Origin of the sequence: Sphingobacterium hungaricum (genome assembly GCF_015210005.1) — a bacterium.
Lineage (GTDB): Bacteria > Bacteroidota > Bacteroidia > Sphingobacteriales > Sphingobacteriaceae > Sphingobacterium > Sphingobacterium hungaricum.
The window spans coordinates 18217-40689 of sequence record NZ_MU158697.1; the positions used below are offsets into that span (position 1 = coordinate 18217).

Here is a 22473-nt window from a genome sequence, read left to right on the forward strand (position 1 = left end):
TAGAAAGAGGCATCTTAATTGGCATTTTTTGTTAAAAATGAATACCACATGAATTAAATTAGTTATTAATTAAGTACGTTTGTACTAACATGAGAAACACGATAATCGTTACTATTTTGTTGACTATTGCTGTTGTAGGAGCTTCTATTTATTACTTTTCGAGTATCAATGGCGAGCAAAAAACAGTTAGTAAACCGCTGACCTATTTGCCTGAAACAACGCTTTTGATTGTTGCTACGCAAAATGATGAAACCACGGATAATATTTTCAAAGATTTTGAAGTGTTTGATGCTTTAATCGGTTTCAAGCAATCAGAACAATATGATTATTTGAAAAATCATTTGCTTCGCAATAAAGCCATCAACAATTATGTGCATGGAGCTGAAATGTATGTTTCGTTTCATCCAATAGCCAAAGAAATTGAAACCTTGTTTACCATTCCCACGATAGAGGATATTTCTAAAGCAGATTTTCCGGAGTTACTAAAAACATTGAATGGCGACTTCAAACTCAGCACACAAGATACCTTGGGCGAATCCATTTATACAATACAATATGGAAGTAAAGATTCGGTTGTTCATTTGGCATTTTTGAAGCAAGTTTTTTTCGTCTCGCCATCTAAAGAATTGATTACGCAAATCATTGACAAGAATATTCCAAAGTTAGCGAGCCAACAAATCGATTTTTTTGTGGCTAACAACAGAAGGAATGCTCCTTTAAGCGTTTATTTTCCACATCAGCAATTGGACACCTTGACGGATATATTCAAACAAAATAATCCGGGTGACTTTTTGAAACAATTTGCAGGCTTGGATGGCGAATCGGCTTGGAATATTAATTTCAAGCAAGATGCGCTGATGCTTTCGGGTGAATCCCAATTGACTCATAAAGAAGGGAACTACATCGCACTTTTTAGTTCGCAGGCAAAAACCGCACAGCGATTGTACACGTATTTTCCAAGCAATACGGCATTTTACATGGAATATTCGCTGGCGAGTAAAAATCTATTTCAAGACGAACTAGGAAAATTATTTACTTACCGAAAAGAATCCACGCTCTTAAATGCAACTGATGGAAAGCAGGTTTCCAAAACAGCCCAAGACCTTCAAAAGGCGCTCGGTAAAGAATTTGCATTGGTAGAATTGACTAATCGCTCTTATCTCGGTTATGTCTCTGTAGAAAACAATTCAGTCTGGGAACAGTTTGTCAATCAAGGAACTGAATCGCTTGGCGATTCCATTTATCGATTTAGGGAATCTAATCTCTTGTATGCTTATTATGGTGATGCATTGAAACCTTTTACAAGGCCTTATCTTTATAAAACAGATGATGTTGTGATTGTTTCCAACGAATTATCGACGCTTAGGGATTATATCCAAAATTGGAAAAGCAAAGATTTACTGATTGGAACATTAGGCTTTAAAAACTTTGAACGCTTAGTTGGCAACGAAGCGAATGTGACCTATTTCGCTCATGCGAAAAATGCTTCCAGTACCATTAGCAATCAGTTAACTTCAGCCTTTTCTAAAAACTTTCGCGATAAAGAGAATTACGGTTATCAAGATTTTTATGCTTGGTCTGCTCAATTATCCGGAAACAATGGAGCATTTCTTAGCCGCGTATATGCGGTCTATAAAAGCAAAAACACTTTAGGAAGCAATCCTGCATGGAAATACACTTTTAATAACCGACTAATCACACAACCTTACGTTTTTGAACATTCGGACACGAGCCAATTTATTCTAGTACAGGAGCAAGACCATACGGTACATGCCATCAGCCCAAGCGGAACTAAAATCTGGTCGTCGGTATTTTCGGGACGCATTGTTGGCGACGTTATCCAGCTTTCAGACCGCAGTCTGGTTTTGGTAACTGACCGCAATCGGCTTTATCGTTTTGACCCCGATGGAAAAATGCATTCCGGATTTTCAAAAGATATTGGCAAGGAGCCAAGTTCTTCGGTCACGCTTGGACAAATAGCGGGTGAGGAAATCCTATTTATTCCTGTAAAAAATCAAATCTTAGCTTATCATCTGGATGGACAGGCGGTGGAGAACTGGACAGAAGAAACAGTTGATGGGGAAATTATCGGAGATGTGAAACAGGTTAATGGACAACTCGTCGTAGGCACAACATACGGCCGAGTCTATGTTTTTGATCAACAAGGAAGAAAACAAAAAGAATTTGATGCCGAGGGCAATGTGGTATTTCGAAATCCTATCGGAATCGCAAATGCATCTACAGACTCTTACAGCATTTATGCCACAGATACCAGTAGCCGGATTTATCAATTCAATACCGCAAAACCAACAGTAGTCAAGCAATTGGAAAAATGGAGCTCTAAACATTATGCTGACTTTGTCAATATCCAATCTTCTTCGAACCCAGAGATGATTATACTGGACCAAGCACAGCTTCGTGTTTACGAACTCGCTGATTCGATACGCCTGTCATACACGTATAGCTTTACCAAAGAAATCGATAACAAGCCACAATTTTTTAAAGCTGATGGCGGACTCTATAAACTAGGAATCGCTTCGCGATCTACGAATTTGATTTACTTGTTTACGGAGAGCGGCGCTGTCGAAGAAGGTTTTCCTGTCGAGGCTTTGCCTTTGTTTTATTATGGCAAAATAAACTACAATTCAGGAAATTATCTGCTATGCAGCCGTAGGGACCATACCCTCTATGCCTACCCGCATTAGCCGGTGAGTCAATGCATTTATCGGCAAGCAAGCGAACCGAAGAATCTTCTCAAAAAGTTTTTTTTAAAAAAGATTTTATGGTAGGTTTGCATTCACAATTTAACTATGCTTAAAGGAGAGAAGAATTTATACTTATTAGATGAACCAAAAAAGATTGTGATCACTACGCATCACAAGCCGGATGGCGACGCATTGGGATCATCTTTAGGTCTGTATCATTGGTTGAAAGCAAATAAGCATCAGGTAAACATCATCTTATCTTCCGATTTCCCTACGTTTTTAGACTGGTTGCCGGGACGTGAAGATGTAATCATTTATCCAGATCAACAAGAAGAAGCGCAGGAACTTATCGACGAGGCAGACATCCTATTCTGCTTAGATTACAGCGCACTTTCAAGAACAAATATTTTAGAACCCGTTATTCGCGAAGCGAAAGGCCAAAAATGGATGATCGACCATCATTTGGATCCTGAAGATTTTGCGGATTTATGTTATTGGGATTCATCCGCAGCGGCGACTGCTCAACTGGTTTACACATTTATTGTGGATGTTGTTGGGGATAAAAATGGAATTACGCCAGAAATTGCAACCAATCTGTATTCAGGAATTATGACGGATACAGGATCGTTCCGCTTTCGTTCTACCACATCGGCTGTGCATCATATTATAGCAAATCTAATTGATGCTGGCGCAAAAAATTGGGAAATTCACGAGCAGATATACAATAGTTCAACAGAATCACGTTTAAAGTTTTTAGGCTATTGCTTATTAAACTGTTTGGAAGTGATTCCAGAGTACAATACAGCATTGTTTGCGATATCCAAAGAAGATCTTGCTAAATTTGACATAACGACTGGAGACACAGAAGGTTTAGTCAATTATGCGCTCTCGATCAAAGGAGTTCGATTGGCAGGATTATTTATTGACAGAACTGAATTAATTAAGTTATCTTTGCGTTCGATTGGAGATATTCCATGTAATGAGATCTGTAAGAAACATTTTAACGGTGGAGGTCATTTAAATGCTAGTGGCGGAAGTTCAACGGATGACTTATTGACAACAGTTAACCGATTTAAAGCCATTTTACCAGAGTACAAAGAAATTTTAACAAAATAAAAAAAAGCGATAAAAATAAAATGAAGAAGTCAATTCTATTATTAACGGCGGCTGCAGGATTGCTATTTACCACAGCTTGTCAACAATTTAAAAAGGGCGATGGTGGCCTAGAGTACAAAATAGTAAAAGATGAAGGCGGCGAGAAAGCTGTTGCTGGAGATTTAATGGCAGTTGATTTGATCGTTACTTCAGACCGTAAAGATTCATTATTACAGAGCACGTATGATTTAGGATTACCTCAAATCGTTCAGATCGCTCCAGACACAATTCCTGGATTGTACCCTGGCGATTACAACTCAATGTTTAAGTTTTTAGGTGAAGGCGATAGCGCTATTTTCCGTTTGAACTTAGATACTATGGCGGCTAAAAACGGTCAGCCAAAACCTGAATTTGCAGACAAATACGTTACTTTCAATGTAAAAGTTAGAAAAGTCTTCAAAAAAGGAAACTTAACTGATTCTTTATTCTATGACCAAGTAAACAAATACTTCGAAGCAGAATTAGAAAACTTGAAGAAATCAGAAGATGCTAAATTAGCAAACTACGTTAAAAATAATAAATTAGAGCCTAAGAAAACTGCTTCTGGATTACAGTACGTGATCAAAGAAGAAGGTAAAGGTGCTAAACCAAATGTTGGTGATACCGTAGTTGTAAATTACATAGGTTCATTAGCGGCTACAGGTAAAGTGTTTGACACAAACAACCCAGAAGAAGCTAAAAAACACAACATTTTCAATGCAATGAGACCTTACGAGCCATTGCGCATCAGCATCGGTAGAGATCCTGTGATCCAAGCTTGGACTGAAGGTATTCAATTATTGAACAAAGGAACAAAAGCTACATTTATCGTTCCTTCATCAATTGGATATGGTGATCGTGGAGATGGTCGTGGAACAATTCCTCCATACGCACCATTGGTATTTGAAATCGAATTAGTAGACGTAATCCCTGCTCCAAAAGTAGATTCTACAGCTGCTCCGGTTAATCAAGCACCTCCAGTAGTTAATCCTACTCCAACTGTAAGATAATTTAAGATTTTATAAATTACTAAAACGCGTTTCATTGAAAAATGAAGCGCGTTTTGTGTTTCTATACTTTTATGTGGAAGCAAAATATTATTTTTGAACCTTATGTCGCAAGAAATACCAGGATCTTACCAATTAACAGATACCCATACGCATCTGTATTACCATGCTCAAACGGATGAGCTGGCCAATCAGATAAACTTATGTCTAGATAAAAACATTGACCGTCTCTTTTTACCGAACGTAGATGCCGCATCTATTCCTTTGGTACTCGAAACGGTCAAGCAATTTCCTGACAACTGTTTCCCAATGCTGGGTCTGCATCCTTGCAATGTGAAAGAGAATTACAAAGAAGAACTTGCGATTATCGAGAAAGCCATTGCGGAGCACAAAATCTATGCAATCGGTGAAATAGGGCTAGATTTGTATTGGGACAAATCAACCTTGGAAATCCAAAAAGATGCATTTCGCATTCAGTGCAGATGGGCAAAAGAATTGGGCCTGGCAATTGATATTCATTGCCGGGAAGCATTCGACGAGTTGTTCGAACTTTTAGATGAGCTTAAAGACGAACGCTTATTTGGTATTTTCCACTGCTTTACCGGAACATTAGCACAGGCGCAACGCGCCATTGCGTTAGGCTTCAAATTGGGTATTGGAGGCGTGGTTACATTTAAAAAAGCAGGGCTTGATTTAGTCGTCAAAGAAATCGACTTGCAACACCTGGTTTTAGAAACCGATGCACCTTACCTTGCGCCAGTTCCTTTCAGGGGAAAAGAAAATAAAAGCAGCTATTTGCATTACGTCGCTGAAAAAGTTGCTGATCTGCATGAGTTATCGATCGCCGAGCTAGCACAGATTACCACAGCAAATTCAAAACAAGTATTCGGAATATAACATGAATAATATTTTTATCATCTATACAGGTGGAACCATAGGGATGGTTCAGGATCCAAATACGGGTTCGTTTATTCCATTTGATTTCGAATTGATTGCCCGCAATCTTCCAGATCTTAGCCGTTTGAATTACAAGTTGACGGTCCACTCATTTGTTCCGATTATCGATTCATCCAATATGAATATGGATATCTGGAAAGAAATGGCTGTAATTATTAAAGACAATTACGAGAATTACGATGGCTTTGTCATCTTGCATGGCTCAGATACCATGGCCTATTCTGCCTCTATCCTAAGCTTTATGCTAGAAGGATTGCAGAAACCTGTTGTCTTTTCAGGATCTCAATTGCCTATCGGTGAAATCCGTACAGATGCTCGAGAAAACTTGATGACGGCTTTGGAAATTGCCTCTGCGAAACGTGACGGAAAATCCATTATTCAGGAAGTCTGCATTTTATTTGACAATAAATTATTCAGAGGCAACCGGTCCTTTAAGTACAACTCGGCTAAATTCGAAGCTTTTCGATCTCCAAATTATCCAGTGCTTGTGGAAGCTGGAATACATTTAAAATACATTGATGATGCGCTGCTAGACAACAGCGACAAAGAATTTATCTTGCATACCCAACTAGATAACCGTGTAGGCGTTTTGAAATTATTCCCAGGCATCAACAAAACAACGATTGAAGCTGTTTTGAATTCAGATGTCCGCAGCATCGTTATGGAAACTTTCGGTTCGGGAAACACAATGACGGATGCTTGGTTTTTAGAATTATTGGAAAAAGCCATTCAGTCGGGTAAGAACATTTTGAATATTTCACAATGCAAAGTAGGTTCAGTGGAATTAGGGCGCTACGAAACAAGTCAGGGCTTGAAAGCGATCGGCGTATTAAACGGCTACGACATGACATTCGAAGCGGCTGTCACCAAGCTTATTTATCTGCAAGGAGAATTTGAAGACCAACAAGAAGTGGCGTATTGGATCGCACAGAATATCCGAGGTGAACTGACGGTGAATGATTAGGGTTTAAGGAACAGAGATCAAGGAATAAGGCTGTTTTCTTACTCTTTAAATGATTATGTATATGAATATAGTTATCGCTTCGGATTTGCATTTAGCACTGACAGATAAAAGTCAGCTGGAGGAGTTATTTATGACCATCCAGGAAAATCGGGATCATCTAATCCAATACCTTTCATGGGTAGAAGGAATGACTAGTCTTGAGCCTTTAGCTGCTTACATCGATCAATGCGATTATAATTATTGGGCTGGAACAGACATTTCTTTTGTCATTGTTTATCAAGAGAAAATTGTCGGAAGAATAGGATTGCATTACATCAATCGGCATAATAGAAACGGGGCAATCGGCTACTGGCTGAAGAAATCCGTCGAAGGAAAAGGCATTATCAGCGCCTGCTGTAAAAAATTGATCGACTATGCTTTTGAGAAAGTCGGTTTGGAACGTTTAGAATTAAAAGCTGCTGTTCAAAATCAGCGCAGCCGTTCTGTTGCTGAGCGCATGGGTTTCCAGCAAGAAGGCATTATGAGAAATGCTGAAATCGTAAATGGAACTTTCAACGACTTAGTCTTATACGCGATGCTGAAAGAAGATTGGGAACAAGCAAGGCGCGATGAGATACACGCTATTTAAGTAAAAATTCAAAAGTAAAAAATGCAGGGGTGCTATATAGTGCACACGCGGAACGCGCGCGCTAGCGAAATTACTAACAGCTAGAAAGGCTTTTGAATTTTGAATTTGAAACTAATCGCTGTTCGATAGGCTCCGAAGGAAGATGTCGAACTAAGAGTAAATAGGGATTTGCAATCCCTATCATTAGTTTAGGGCGGATTACAAATCCGCTTGTATCAGGAATTCAGGATGACCCTACGGAACATCCTGAATAGCGAAATAGCGAATGATAACAGTCTGACCTGTTTTTTTACTTTTTAATTTTGAATTTTGAATTGAAACTAATCGCTGTTCTATAGCCTCCGAAGGGAGTTGTCGAACTAAGATTAAATAGGGATTTGCAATCCCCATTATTAGTTTAGAGCGGATTGCAAATCCGCTTGTATCAGAAATTCAGGATGACCCTACGGAACATCCTGAATAGCAAATGATAACAGCCTGACCTGTTTTTTACTTTTTAATTTTTAATTTTTACTTAAACACCACTACTCCGCTAAAACTACAAACTCTGCCCCCGATGCAAAATCCTGTCCGTTCTGAGAGCTAAGCGCAGTGAAGCGAATATACCTAGCTTCGATCGGTTTCGACAAAGAAATAGTTTTTAAGCCTTTTCCTTTATCAAATTCACCTCCTGCAACAGCTTCGCTCCAGTTTTTTCCATCGGAACTCAATTGGATTTTATACGTTTTGATATGACCATTCGAACCATCTTGACGAGGGAGGTAAGTAAATCCTTTAATTTTCTTAGTTGTTCCTGCATCAAAATCTACCCAATGTGGATACTGCGCCACCGTGACTGAATACATCGTATGCCAGATTGTGGATGGATCGCCATCAATTAAGTGCTCGGCATTTCCCTCTCCCCTTTCTTGGCTGGATGCCGATAGAATTTCCATCGGTATGCTTTCAATTTTTGGGAAAGAAACCTGAGCGATTAGTTTTTCATTTTCTGGATACCAAGCTTGCACCATTCCACCTTCACGTAGGTTGAATGGAGTGAAATAGTTTTGCACTTTCCCATTTCCAATCTGGTACTGCAATTTGGCGTTCGCATCTTCGGTAGCGATCGAAACCAATCCATTTTTATCTCGGCTGATCGTAATCGGCATTTCTCCGGCGACCTTCACTTTAGCTTGTTCTTTATCATTCGATTTACGCACAGGACGAATAATAAATCCAAACGTATGCGGATCTGCTTTTACACGATCTTGTTCCAATGGCGGGCCTTGCCCACAGCTATTTCCTCCCAAACCCGTCACATCCGCCAATAAATAAAGATGGGTTCCAGTACTCTTTGGCAATTGATAGATATGCGGTGCTAAAGTCATTTCCAGTTCAGACCAAGGCAATGCAGAAGTTGAAAATTTATCTTTCGCAACAAAAACTACCCCGTCACCTGCGTCATCGATCAATGAAGCGTAGCGCACTTCCTCTCTGTTTCCTGTAGATTGAGGTTTTGGCCATTGTACAAACTGGTCGCTAACCGTACTCGAATACCGTTGAATAAACTGCCCCGTCTTACGGTCGGCATAGTTATTCATTGGGCCTCGTCCATAATAGCTGTAATTTTTAAAACTTTCGGGCAATTGCATTGCAAAACCGATGTGAGGCAATACCACACTGCTGTTGTTTGAAGTAATGCTACTTTCTAATTCAATCGAACCGTCTTTATAGATTGTCCAAATGTAGTTGCTCATGAATTTGAAATCTTCCTCTCCAAACGAATGATCGGCATTTTCTTGAATGGTATAGGTACCCGAACTTCCTCCGCGTATAGTCCCGCCATTTGGCGCTTGGGATTCCATCGTATAAGCAATTACGTAGGCGCCATCTTCGCGGTGATAGCTTGTCGAGGACAATGCACGATGTTTCAAATTATGCAAACCCTTCTCAAACCATTGCTGATAAGCCCAATTGTCGTTGTCCAAAGGTGCGCGCAAGGCGTCCAACTTCGGCCCCTCACCATCACGGATTACCGTTTTGTTTTGGTAGGAAAGGTTGTAGATTGTTCCTGAAAGATTATCAAATTTCACGGCGAAATCCTTTCCAGAAATCAGCTGAAAGTTTCCCTCTTCTTTGACAGACAGCTCATTGCCTTGAGCAACTTCTGCAATTGAAGGAATCGAGGTAGATTCTTTAATCCGCATTTGTTCTTCCATCTGCACATCGCCTTTCTTAGCCCAAAGCTGATCGTTTTTCCAGATAAACTGCACTTTCACAAAATATTCGGACTGTGGGTCGAGTTGCTGGAATTCATATGGAATTTCGACCAATTGTTTTGCGCGAGGCGCAATGGATGGTATCCTATTCTTAAAGTTTGTTCCTCTCTGGATCTCCTGTCCATCTTTCCACAAGGACCAAACGATATCGTAATCGTCGAGCGAGGTAAAATAATTCTTATTGAAGATCTCTACACGTCCGGCAATGCTGTCGACCAGTTTCACCCCAACATTTTGATAGACCTTACGAACTTCGTAGTAATGAGGTTTTGGGGTCAAATCAGCAAAGATCAACCCATTCATCACAAAGGTGCCGTCATTTGGCTTGTCGCCGAAGTCACCACCATAAGCTAGATACCGCTCTCCCGTTTCTTTGTTGTAGCTATACATGGACTGATCGATCCAGTCCCAGATTGCACCGCCCATAAAAAAGTTAGTCGACTCGATCGCATCCCAATAATCAATCAGATTTCCGGCAGCATTTCCCATGGAATGGGCATACTCCGAAATATGGAATGGGTATTTCAGTCTATATTTTCCTTTCACCGCTTCTCTGACCCAGTCAATGGATGGGTATTGATTTGATCCAATATCCACAATGCTGTTGTTGCGCTCATACTGCACCGGTCTTGAAACATCTACCTTCTTGATCGCGTCATAAGCAGCGACAAAATTATTTCCGGGACCGGCTTCATTTCCAAGCGACCAAATAATAATCGATGGATGGTTGATCGTTGCATGCACAATTTCTAAATTCCGAGCCACGTGCGCATTTTTCCATTCGATAGGATGAGATAATGAGGCATCGCCATAATAATATTCATGGCTTTCAATGTTTGCTTCATCTTCCAAATAAATTCCATACTTATCACACAAGTAATACCAATAGGGATCATCGGGATAATGGGAATTGCGGACATGGTTGATGTTCGCTTGTTTCATCAGGATAATTTCTTTTTCCATCTGCTCATGCGACACGACTTTACCTTTTTCCGGATTCGTTTCGTGGCGGTTGACGCCTTTTAGTTTTACGGTTTTTCCATTGACATAAAAATACCTTCCAGCAAGGCCGAATTCATCATCCGAAGCTTTGGTATCTTTCACTTCTACCTTTCGGAAACCGGTATAGGTCGAAACCACATCAATGACTTTGCCACGCGCATCCAACAATTCGGTAATCAACGTATAGCGATACGGCTGTTCAGCAGACCATTTATTCGGATGATCCACTTTCAGATTGACCTCCGATACGCCAGTTTTCTGTTGATCGATTGGGTTCACAGAATTAGTCAGATTGATTTCTGCAACTTTCGTGTTCTCATCGCTATACAGTTTATTTGCATAAAGGCTATAGCGCAATTTGTAACCTTTCGCTAGTTTATCAGAACTGTTTAACAATTCAGCCGTTACTTTTAATGTTGCATTGCCATAATTTGCATCCAAATCAGGAACAGCGACCAAGTTGCGGATCTGCACCTTCGGCTTTGCCGTCAATGAAACTGTACGAAATATTCCCGGAAGGCGAAACATATCCTGCGCTTCGATAAAGGACGCATCGGAATTTCGATAAACTTCTACGGAAACGGTATTCTCTCCTTTAGCATTCAAATACGGCGTGATATTAAACGCAGCGAGATTGCGGGAGTTCTTAGAGAAGCCAACATATTGGCTATTGATCCATAGGTAGAAAAAGGAATCAACACCATCGAAATTGATGTAAACTTCTTTGCCTTCCCAATTCTTAGGAACGGAGAAATTCCGTTTATAGGATCCTACTTCATTTCGATAGATAAACGTTGTCCACTGCTGAGGAGGCGTACGCATCACACCGCCACGCCAATCATCCACTTTCACTTGATGCTGAAAAATGACAGGTTGGTTTACGTAAATCGGCACACCATATTTTAATGAACCATCTTTCTGAATACCATAAATATTCCAGCTCATTGGAACCGGAACTTCGTCCCATCCAGAAACGTTATAATCTGTTTTATAGAAATCCTTTGGTCGTTCTTCAGGTGTCTTCACCCAACTGAATTTCCATGTCCCGTTTAGCGATTTCCAATAATCGGAGTTTTCAGGGAGTACCTTTCGCGCTTGCTCTGGATTCGCAAACGAAAAGTGATAAGCATGTGGCAACTCCTTATTCAGCGATAGCTGTTCAGGCGACTCCCATTCTTTTCCGGTCGGCGCACTTGATTTGCCATACGCGAATCCTTCTATTTTTTCCGTAACCGGAATAATTTGTCCGCAAAGCTGTACTGGTGTTGTTAGCAATAATGCGTATGTAAAATATGTTATGACTGATCTAATCATCTGTTTTTATTAAAGAACGACCCATGTCGCTTTTACCATGTAATTGTATGTAAGTTTTTGTCAACCAAAATTCCATCAATGGCTTTCAGGTCGAATTTGACTGAGCGCTGCGCTTTCAATGTAATGCGAAACAGATCTGCTGTTCCCGATAGGGTTTGCTCATTGCCTATATTCACAAAGGTCGGATACAATGCTTTGACCCCATTGGTATGCAAGCGGTCGTTCGTCAGGTTATCCATCGCTTTCATTCCTATCAATTCCGTAGAGATGAAATCATAATCTGCCGGATTGTAAGGCAATGCAAAACTCAGGGCATTGATATTTTTCAAATCAGTTCCGCTGACAAGAATCGTGACTAATTCATCGGGCTTGTAAGTTGCTTTGTCTGGGGTTAGCGAAATCGTTCCTTCTGGATTGGATGATGCATTCGCCTTGACGCCTCCATTTAATTGCGTAGCAACCACAGAAATATCATACGCATCGATTAGGTTATTTTTGTTGATGTCGCCAACACTTACGTAACCCTCGAAATCGCTATCACCTAAACGAAGTCCGGTATAATTCGTGTATGAAGTCAAATCATTGCGATCGATCAGTCCATCGCTGTTAATATCTCCAGGAATAAAGCTTTCGGTTCCCGGAACTTTAAACACATAGAGCTCTCTTCCGGACCCAAAACCGCCTACCGCTTCGCTAACTTCCAGTTTGATGTAGCGAGCTGTAGGTTGATCAACAAAATTGATAATTTTAGTCGAATCCGTATTGCTCCACTTGAATGCAGTAATTTCTTTCCAGTCGGTCTTATTCAAACTTGTGTAAACCTTTCCGGCTAGGATTATTCCATTTCCTCGTCCCGAACGTGGTAAGTAATGGAATTTGTCCAACTGATTGATGGAATGTAAATCGATAACCATGTCAAATGGAACAGCTTTGGTTCCCCATTTGGTATGCCACATGTTCCCTTCGTCGAAGTCAAATAACTGCGCCACGCCAGCCCCCCCTTGGTCTTCGACACTGAGCTGTGCGCTGATGCCATGAATAGCAAATTCCAAAGGATTCGACTTGGTCGTTGCGGAGAAGGATACCCAATCGGAAACGCCTTCTTTATTGACCGACCGAATTTTAAATGTGTAGTCCGTTTCTTCTTTCAAGTTATCAAAAAGAAAATGATCTTGCTTGATTGTACTATACAACAGATCATTAAATTCAATTTCGTAATAATCCGCATTCGCGACAGCATCCCAAGATGGTTGCAAGGTATAGGCCTCACGGTTTTCTTCAGACACCCTAGCATTGGGAGGCGAAGTCAACGCACCCGTTTTGTTGGTCAGCTGATTTGCCAGCTGAAGCTGAAATCCAGCTATCGTGAGTTCAATCCCATTTACCGTGACATCCGTTTCTGTGAGTTGGACAAGAAGCTGTGGATTTTTGGTAAGTACTGTTTTCGCAAATTCCGAACCCTCAGTTGCGAAACGGTTTATTGTCGGCGAAGCCTCATAATAAAACACATTCTGGCCTACCTGAAATTCTTCTTTACTCTTAGCTTCAGTCAGGCGGATTGATTTATTGCCAATCTTCGCTGTGAGTTTCTTCGGCCTTTGCGAGACATTGACAATAAAGGATGTCGCTTTCCTTTTGTGGAAACCTTTAAAGTTCCCTTCAGTCGGATAGATGGTCAGTTTAGCCAAGCCGTTTCCATTCGCATCGGATTCGATGCGTGTCGTCGTGCCTTCACCTGCTTTGTATGCTTCAGTTACACCATCATCGTCGTATTCGGTAAACACGCTTATTCCGGCAGGATAAAATTCATAGCTACGTCTTGTCGAATCAATTTCGCTCACATTGTTGTTTGGGTTTGTTATTGGAATAATGGAGCCTGCTTTGACAAATACCGGAAGTTTCCAGATTGGTGCATCGAAGTTATTGATGACCCGATTTCCTTCATAGGATTGCGCAGCAAAATAATCATACCATTGCCCTTCTGGCAGGTAAATATTATCCCTTTGGTCATTGCCCTGCTCGTCAGCTTTTGTATTCTGATAAATCGGCGCCACAAGAAATGCAGAACCGTACATAAACTGGTATTGCGTGGATTTTCCTAAGGTATAAGCGTTCGCATTTTCCAGAAACATCGCGCGAATCATTGGCAAACCCGTTACAGACTCGTGCGCAATGCTGTACGTATAAGGCATTAGAATCGATTTGAGTTTCAGGTAAGTCCGGTTAATGGATGTATACGGCTCTCCCAATGCATGTGGATATTTTTCATTCGAACCCCAACCGTCCATGTTCAATTCCATGGGCGTAAAAGTTTTCCATTGAAAATCACGGGTATTGATTGTTGCATTTTTACCGCCAAAAATACCGTCCATATCGGACGAGATATTCGGCTGTCCAGATAAGCCCGAACCGATATACGTCGGGATATGAAAACGAATATATTCCCAAATACCACCTGTTTGGTCGCCCGACCAGATGGTCGCATAGCGCTGTGTTCCTGCCCAACCATCTAAGGAAATAATAAACGGCCGAGCATTATTGCCATAGTAAGACATGATTTGTCCTGCATCAGTTACGCCATTTAAACCGAAAGAATAGCCAGGACCTACCCAAGCCACATCGGTTTTCAAAACCCGAACACCTGCGTCGCGCACTTCTTTGACAATGTCGCGTTGCAATAAAGCAGAAATTTCTGGTTTCGGATGCAAGTCTGATTGTGTCCAAAGACCGATCTGCACGCCTTTTTGGCGTGCATAATCGCCAAATGTTTTTAGGTTCTGTATATTTCCGTCGAGCGTTTCGGTTTGACCATATCCTGCACCGTATCCATCATTTGGCGAAATCCAGCCAAGAGGCATATCCTGAGCTATATACCGATCGATAACCGCTCTCGCAGAAAACTGATAATTTTCAAGTTCACCATTTAAAGATTCTTTGGTTCCTCCGTTATCCTTTTGCGATTCGTTGTATCGCTTCCCATCTTCGAATAGAATTCCTTTTTCATCTTCTTTCCAATAATCCCGGTTATATGCATTTAGATGTCCTTGATAAAATCCGAATTTGGGAATCAGCACGGGGTTTCCGGTCAGTTGATAGAACTTTTGCAATAGAGGAACAGCACCTTGATCAAAGAAAAGAAATACGTCTAGGTAATCGGTTTCATGGTAAGCTTCGACCAAATTATTCTGCTTGGACGCGAAGTCATAACGGCCTTTTTTAAAGGTATGCCATAACAGACCATAACCCTTGGTCGACCAGTAGAACGGCGTTGGCGAAGCCACCCCACCGTCGGTCCAGCTATTTTGGTTTTCGATCGAAATGGCTTTTCCTTTATGAGAAAAACGTCCATTCTGTACGCCTCCGCCATAAAAGAATTCATCGGGCTGTTCTTTGAACGTCAAGGTCACGCGATCTTTGTCAAATTGTATGGGTTTCGCAAATGCGAATGCTTCCTGATTTGTCTTTTTATCTTTGGCGGAAATTAAATTGCTTGCTTTATCGATGGATAGCGTAATGCTAGCAGTCTGTATGATAAGCGCTGTCGCATTTTCAGCATAAGCGAGATCGAGCGAAGCGGAACGTGGATTTTCCACCAAGATTTTTGCTTCTGGATTTGCTTTCGGATCACGTATAATTCCACCTTGGTTGTCCTGAAAAAGGCGAACGATCTGATCGGAATAGAAGTCGAGCCATAGGCGCGTGTTATTCGAGTACAGAATTTCAATCGTCGAAGGATTGATTTGCTTGACGCTGCTGATTTTAATAGGATCGTTCTGTTCCTGTGCAGCCCTAGCTGTACGAATAGCTGCAGAACTTGTTAGCGTACCGCCGCAAAATAAGGCCAATAAAGCAATACGAATTGTCTTCGAAATTAGCAATCGGCTAAAGAGATTTTTTTTCATGCAAAGATTAATGTATTGAGCGTACTGATTAATCTGCTTTAAAAAAGGTGATTTGTTGTTTGTCGGCTAAAAATACAAATCTAAGGCTAGAAAAGAAATCATTTGGACATTAATTTGGGGATAAAATGCTATGTCACTTGTATTTTACAAGTACAATCGATTGCGTAGAATAGATCGGAGATATGAGATGTGAGAACTGTTCGATAGCCTCCGAAGGGAGATTTGCAATCCCGTAATATCAGCGCGCATTACAAATCCGCTTTTATCAGGAATTCAGGATGACCCTTCGGAACATCCTGAATAGCGTCGCTGTTCGATAGCATCCGAAGGGAGATGTCGAACTTTAAATAAAAAGGGATTTGCAATCCCGTAATTCTAGGGCGGATTGCAAATCCGCATTAATCAGAAATTCAGGATGTCCCTTCGGAACATCCTGAATAGCGTCGCTGTTCGATAGCATCCGAAGGGAGATGTCGAACTTTAAATAAAAAGGGATTTGCAATCCCGTAATTCTAGTGCGGATTGCAAATCCGCTTTTATCAGAAATTCAGGATGACCCTTCGGAACATCCTGAATAGCGTAGAAAAAACATGCTTTTTTTTCGATTGTACCCATCGGAACACAGTCACCGTGGCACAAGCACACTCATCCGACCCATCGGAACACCCTGACCGTGGCACAAGCACACCCATCCAACCCTTCGGAACATAGCGACCGTGGCACAAGTACACCCTTCCGACCCATCGGGACATAGTTACCGTGGCACAAGTACAGCCTTTCGATGTATTAATTTGCTTATTCCTGCACACGCGGAACCCGTGCGCTAGCGAGGCTAGCGAAATTTTTAACAGCCTGAAAGGGTTTTTACCTTTTTAATTTTTACTTTTTAATTTCAAATTACTCGCATATCTACTGCCGCCGTCATCGTCCGTATCGACCGCAACAGCTGTCGATAAGAAAATCGTTTTCTGTTGTTTGGCGGATTGCATGGCTGCTTCGAGAATTTCTACGGCAATGGTGTTGATGGCTAGTCCGTATAAATCATTTTTTTCTAAAACTAAAGAGCCATTGACAACTGCAGCCAAGAACGAGAATGGGTCATTAAATGGTGATGGACGTTTATCAAGCGTAATGGTTTCTTCGGGTTGGCGTTCTTCCAAACGCTGACGAACCGTTGTTGGGTTGACGGCAATGGCGTAACCCTTTGTGCCGAAAACTTCCATATCCTTTCTGGAAAAAGTCCAGTTCCACGACCCTTGGATAATGCATTGCGCCTTTGGATATTGCAGAATAATGGAAGCTTCATCATCTACATTCGTGTAGATTTCGGGTTTGTTCTGATGGATAACAGCAGTTACGGAAACAGGTCTTTCGCCGTCCATTAGCCAGGTCATTAAATTAGCGCCGTAACATCCAAAATCAACAAGCGCACCTGCTCCATTCTTTTTCGGGTCGGTCAGGATGTCGAGAAATTCCTTGCTGACACCGATTTCTTTTGGCCCTTGATGCCCATCATTGACCATCACTTTTCGAATTTCGCCAAGCTTCCCTTGCTCTGCCAAGCTTTTCAGCTCTTGATTGCTTTGATACCATGACGTTTCAAAATTGGTCAGCACATGTATTTGGTGTTTTTCTGCCAGTGCTCCTATTTCTTTGGCATCGGCTAGCGTGGTTGCCAATGGTTTTTCGACCATGACATGTATTTTGCGAGGCGCGGCAGCGCGTACCAGCGCGATGTGCTCGCTGATTGCGCCAAAAGCAGCCACTGCTTCGGGTTTCAGCTTATCCAGCATGTCTTCCAAATTGGTATAGAACATGGCTTTGTCGAGGTTGTAGCGCTTTGCATAGCGCTCGATAAGTTCGGGATTGGTTTCAAAAATTCCGATGAGCTCGACATCCTTTTTGTCCTTTCGATTAAAAATCCAGTCGACATGGCCATGGCTTAAGCCAGCGATAGCAAGTTTTAATGGAACTTCGGCGAAAGCTGCCGTGATACTAAAAAAGAAGAGCAGGCTGCAAAGGATTGGCTTCATAGTCATTATTTATTTGGATGTTTTAAGATAGGGATTAATTCTTAAAATCCAATAGTTAGCGCGCTAAGAATTCATTCCGCGAAGCGGCAATGAACGATAAGAAGGCTAATGTCCCATGACAATGATGAACTGCAGCGAAGGAATTAAGCCGATAACAATTCAGCAACGACGAAATTACTTCCGCCCACAAAGATTAATTCGCTTGGCTGATAGGCAGATTTTGCCGCTTCGACTGCATCCATAACCGATGCATAGGCATTGCCTTGCAAACCGTAAGTCAGCGCAATATCTTTCAGCTCCGTAGCCGGCATCGCTCGGGGCATGTCGGGTGCGGAGAAATAATATATGGCATCATTCGGCAACAAAGGAAGAATATGGCTCAAGTCTTTGTCCTTCATGGCGCCAATCACAAAATGAAGCCTTGAATATGGAATGGTCTGCAGATTTTTAATCACTTCTTTGATTCCATCCTCATTGTGACCGGTGTCGCAAATAAGCAATGGGTCTTGAGAAATGGTCTGCCAACGTCCCTGAAAACCGGTTAATAGTTGAACCTGACTCAATGCGGATTTGATGTCCAGATTGGAAATGTGATAATTTCCCTGACGATTTAATTCATCCAGCACAGCCAGGACTCCAAGTACATTTTTGCTCTGGTAAGAACCTTGCAAATCAAGCAGAAGCTCGTATGTGATTTGAGTTGTGCTGTTCTCCACATCAATTTCATTTCCTGCCTTAGTCCGACTTTCTCTTCTCACATGGAAGCTGTCCGAAGCAAATGCAATCGGCGCATGAACTTCATTCGCCTTCGCGATAAATATCGAATCGATTAAGGAATTATGTTCGGAAATAATAATAGGTGTATTTGCTTTGATGATTCCAGCCTTCTCGCCAGCAATCTCTTGCAAGGTGTCGCCAAGCAGATTCATGTGGTCCATGCTGACATTGGTAATCAAGGCCACTTCGGGCTGAATAACATTGGTGCTATCCAATCGTCCGCCCAATCCAACTTCAATGATTGCGATGTCGACTTTTTGCGCAGCGAAATATTGGAAAGCCATGCCTACCGTCGCCTCAAAGAAAGAAGGCTTAATGGTTTCGAAAAGATTTTTGTTTGTATTGACAAAGTCAATGACGGCACGTTCGGTAATCATTTCGCCATTGATGCGAATGCGTTCGCGAAAGTCAACGAGGTGTGGCGAGGTATACAATCCAGTTTTATAACCTGCGGTAGCCAAAGCGGCGGCCAGCATATGCGAACTGGAACCTTTTCCGTTGGTTCCGCCTACATGGATGGATTTAAATTGATGCTGTGGATTGCCCAAGGATTCGCAGATGGCCAGTGTGCGGTCAAGGTCTTTGTGAAAAGCCGACGCTCCATCGCGAGTAAACATAGGCAATTGAGCATATAAAAACTCAATTGCCTCTGCATATGTATTCATAAAATTGCTTTTATTTTAGTCGGAAGTTGAACATGATAACACCAGTCTGTGAGTCCGGTGCATTCGGTAATTGGTTCAAACGTGCACCCATTACCGCACGTTCACATTTTTCCATCAACGAACGGTCAGAAATAGTTGTCCCTTTGACACCAGCACGCGCATAGGTAATGACACCTGCTTTGTTGACTCTAAATTCAACGGCAACACGGCCAGCTTGCTGTCCATTATCATCGATTTTAGGGCGAACTTCAAAACGTCGGTTAGCAATTGACAACATCATGTTGCCATCGCCTGAACCACCCTCGCCATAATTGCTAGCCAATGGGTCGCCTAAGGCAGAACCTTGGTTTCCGGCAGTTGAACCCGTTCCATCACCAGTTCCTGTCGCGTTATTTTTCTTTCCTTTGTATAAGGCGTTCGGATTAACTGCAGGCGTTGAATTTTTCTTCTCTACTGTTGCTTGTTCGGCTACCGTCTTAACCGGCTTCTCCGCTTTTGCGACCGCAGGTGCATCTTCTATATCTTGTGTAACTACCGTTTTGTCCGCAACCTGTTGAGAAGGCGTTGGAATCGGTGTTGTATTTGGGTCAATTTTATCAGGGCGTACATTGTTGGCATTTTCGTCCATCGAAGGCTCGTCTACACTCATGTAGTCATCGCCCATGCCTTCCGGAGAAGTACCATAATTAACGATAATACCACCCATTCCGTACTTAGGCAAATCGCCACCAAAGACTATAAAGAATCCAATTAGGACAAATAGACCCATCACCGCTGTGGAAATGAGCAGAGCCTTTGGTAAATTATTTTCTTCTTGAATGTGATAATGCATACTGTAAAATTAAAACACTTTGACTTAAGTTAAAAGAATAAGTTTAAAAAGCTTAATCCTTTTTAGGCTCTGTCGCCAGAACTAGTTTGACTCCGTTTTTGTTGGCTACATCCATAACCGAAATCACATTTTGAATCGGCACCGAACTGTCTGCATACAACATAATCGTCAATTCCTCGCCAGTCACCATTTGGGATTGGATAGTTGCTTCCAAAGCATCCAAAGGAACTGTTTGTTTATCGACATGGTATTGCAGGTCGGAAGTAATGGAAACGGTCATCGTCTTTTTAGCAACGGACTGTTCGCCAGCGCTCGAACGTGGCAATAATAATTTAACTACTTGTGGATTTGCCACGGCAGAAGCCAACAAGAAGAACAACATCAGGAAAAACATGATGTCATTCAGCGCAGCTGTGTGCACTTCGGCTGTGGGTTTATTTCTTCTATTTCTAATATTCATAAGAATTGAATTTAAGGGTTAGAAATTGCAGGACTTAAGCTCCTGGCTCATCTAATAAATCGATAAATTCTACTGCATCCGTTTCCATGCGAAGGATTAAACGCTCCACCATCATGTTCAAAATATGGTAGCCGATATACGCCAAGATACCAATCGTTAAACCTGAAGCAGACGCAATCATTTTGACATAAAGACCACCGGAAACCGAACCGATATCGATACCGCCAGCCATCTCCACATCGCGGAAAATCTGAATTACCCCAAAAATTGTACCTACGAAACCAAGCATCGGAGCAATACCGGCGATGATTCCTAAGATGCTGATGTTCTTTTCTAACTTCGAAACTTCTAGTTTACCTTGATTTTCGATTGCCCCTTCGATGTCTTTAATCGGACGGCCAACGCGTGAAAGCCCTTTTTGCAACATGCGGGATAATGCTGAATTGCTCGATTTACATACGGCAATCGCAGCGTCTAAACGACCTGAAAGTACATTTGTTTTTACTTGTGCCATTAAGCCACCTTCGCGCTTCGATGCATTGCGGATTGTAATGTAACGTTCAATAAAAATGACCAAACCTAAGAAAAACAAGAGGATAATCGGAAGCATAATCCATCCACCTTTCATTAAAAGCTGAATAAGATTTAGGTTTTCTTGCGTGCTTGCCAGTTCAACAGTTTGTTGTGGTACTTGATTTAAGGTATTTACTGAATCTTGAAGTAATGACATAATGTTATGCTTTCTAAATGTATGTTTGTTTTATTTTATTTTATCGCGCCAAGCGTCCGCTACGAAATGCTTCTTGACATAAACCAAAGCTGAATCAGCTTCTTCTTTTGTCAAATAAGAATCCCAAATGACTTTCTTTTTATTGCGAGCCATGTTGCTAGGGATAACTTTTACAGCTGGATATCCAGCCTTGTGAAACGATTCCGCTGCTTCGTAGGCCTGAGCCAAGGTTGGATAAGTCCCTATGACAATCTGGTAGTGATGTTTCTTATCGACCGTATTATCTAGTTTCGCAGAGTCAACTGCATTTTTCACTGAATCTGCATTTCCAAGGGTATCTGTCAGTACCAAATCCAACGAATCTATCGGCGGATTATTAATCGCTAAGGTATCCGGGTCGATTTTAGTCGAATCCGAAGACCCTAAATCTGTCTGTGGCTTTTTTAGCACATTTTGGTAATACCAAGTTCCAAGCACAAGCGCTAAAATAAGCACGGTAAGTGCCAAAAACCACAACGAGTTATTTGACTTCTTAGGCAAATCTTCCGTTTCGAAAGGATAAGTCTCCTGAATAATCTCGGCAGTGAGTGGCTGATTTTCATCTACAGGCGGAATCTCTTCTACCGGTTGCTCCTCCAAAATTTCTTCTACGGTTTTGACTTCTTCCTGAATAACTGGAGGCACGTGTCCAGAACCGCTAGCAACTGCATCAAACTGAAAACCGCTTAAATCCTGCGCCTTAAACACATAGTCGTTGCCATATAAAACCAGTTGGCCAAGCGACTCTAAATTGTATTTACCGTCTTCTTTAATCTTCGTGTGAATATCTTCGACTTTGCTAGCTAGCAAAGACAAAGCGTCCTGATATGGAATCTCCAAGACTTGCTGCAGATAAAATGCAAAGTCAAAACCTTGCGTAGCATCCGCATCAAATTCAATGTACGAAATCGGAGGCAGATAAACCTGCTGTTTGCTATCGAAGGTTGCCGAAGAATGAATACGGGAAAACACGCCCAATCCATTTACATAGACTTGAGGTTGTTTTTTTAATAAATTCGTAATGTCTTTCCCTAAGTTCATTCTTTATTAAGCTATTCGCTGCAAA

Annotated in this window: 14 protein-coding genes; 6 read left to right on the forward strand and 8 right to left on the reverse strand. The window is 41.6% G+C overall.

Annotation, left to right across the window (positions count from 1 at the left end):
- Positions 1-89 precede the first annotated feature (89 nt).
- From C4F49_RS00095 to C4F49_RS00120, 6 genes are all read left to right on the forward strand, one after another.
- Positions 90-2705: an outer membrane protein assembly factor BamB family protein gene (locus C4F49_RS00095; RefSeq protein ID WP_196933795.1), complete on the forward strand. Its 2616-nt coding sequence runs from the start codon at positions 90-92 to the stop codon at positions 2703-2705.
- 105 nt (positions 2706-2810) lie between these two features.
- Positions 2811-3821 carry a DHH family phosphoesterase gene (locus C4F49_RS00100; protein ID WP_196933796.1) on the forward strand — a complete coding sequence of 337 codons (1011 nt, stop codon included), beginning with the start codon at positions 2811-2813 and terminating at the stop codon, positions 3819-3821.
- Positions 3822-3841: 20 nt separating this feature from the next.
- Entirely contained in the window at positions 3842-4849 is a 1008-nt protein-coding gene (locus tag C4F49_RS00105; RefSeq protein WP_196933797.1) for an FKBP-type peptidyl-prolyl cis-trans isomerase, read from the forward strand.
- Between the two features lie 102 nt (positions 4850-4951).
- Positions 4952-5743, forward strand: a complete 792-nt coding sequence (locus C4F49_RS00110; RefSeq protein WP_196933798.1) for a TatD family hydrolase — start codon at positions 4952-4954, stop codon at positions 5741-5743.
- Between the two features lies 1 nt (position 5744).
- Complete coding sequence (locus C4F49_RS00115) at positions 5745-6767, forward strand: asparaginase (protein ID WP_196933799.1); 1023 nt, start codon at positions 5745-5747, stop codon at positions 6765-6767.
- A gap of 61 nt (positions 6768-6828) precedes the next feature.
- A complete protein-coding gene (locus C4F49_RS00120) occupies positions 6829-7395 on the forward strand; it encodes a GNAT family N-acetyltransferase (protein ID WP_196933800.1) in 567 nt (188 codons plus the stop codon).
- A 524-nt stretch (positions 7396-7919) separates the two neighbouring features.
- Here C4F49_RS00120 and C4F49_RS00125 read toward each other — a convergent pair.
- The 8 genes from C4F49_RS00125 to C4F49_RS00160 form a co-directional block, all read right to left on the reverse strand.
- Positions 7920-11969 carry a glycoside hydrolase family 2 TIM barrel-domain containing protein gene (locus C4F49_RS00125; protein WP_196933801.1) on the reverse strand — a complete coding sequence of 1350 codons (4050 nt, stop codon included), beginning with the start codon at positions 11967-11969 and terminating at the stop codon, positions 7920-7922.
- A gap of 32 nt (positions 11970-12001) precedes the next feature.
- The gene (locus C4F49_RS00130; RefSeq protein WP_196933802.1) at positions 12002-15871 is read right to left on the reverse strand and encodes a TIM-barrel domain-containing protein; all 3870 of its coding nucleotides are present in this window, start codon (positions 15869-15871) and stop codon (positions 12002-12004) included.
- 872 nt (positions 15872-16743) lie between these two features.
- Positions 16744-17904 (reverse strand): Gfo/Idh/MocA family protein, encoded by a 1161-nt coding sequence (locus C4F49_RS00135; RefSeq protein WP_196933803.1) that lies wholly within the window; start codon positions 17902-17904, stop codon positions 16744-16746.
- 143 nt (positions 17905-18047) lie between these two features.
- Positions 18048-19346 (reverse strand): bifunctional folylpolyglutamate synthase/dihydrofolate synthase, encoded by a 1299-nt coding sequence (locus C4F49_RS00140; RefSeq protein ID WP_196933804.1) that lies wholly within the window; start codon positions 19344-19346, stop codon positions 18048-18050.
- Positions 19347-19356: 10 nt separating this feature from the next.
- Positions 19357-20178, reverse strand: coding sequence for an energy transducer TonB (locus tag C4F49_RS00145; protein WP_196933805.1), 822 nt, complete (start codon positions 20176-20178; stop codon positions 19357-19359).
- A 52-nt stretch (positions 20179-20230) separates the two neighbouring features.
- A complete protein-coding gene (locus C4F49_RS00150) occupies positions 20231-20638 on the reverse strand; it encodes an ExbD/TolR family protein (protein ID WP_196933806.1) in 408 nt (135 codons plus the stop codon).
- A 34-nt stretch (positions 20639-20672) separates the two neighbouring features.
- Entirely contained in the window at positions 20673-21368 is a 696-nt protein-coding gene (locus tag C4F49_RS00155; RefSeq protein WP_196933807.1) for a MotA/TolQ/ExbB proton channel family protein, read from the reverse strand.
- A 30-nt stretch (positions 21369-21398) separates the two neighbouring features.
- Positions 21399-22448 (reverse strand): hypothetical protein, encoded by a 1050-nt coding sequence (locus C4F49_RS00160; protein ID WP_196933808.1) that lies wholly within the window; start codon positions 22446-22448, stop codon positions 21399-21401.
- Between the last annotated feature and the right edge of the window lie 25 nt (positions 22449-22473).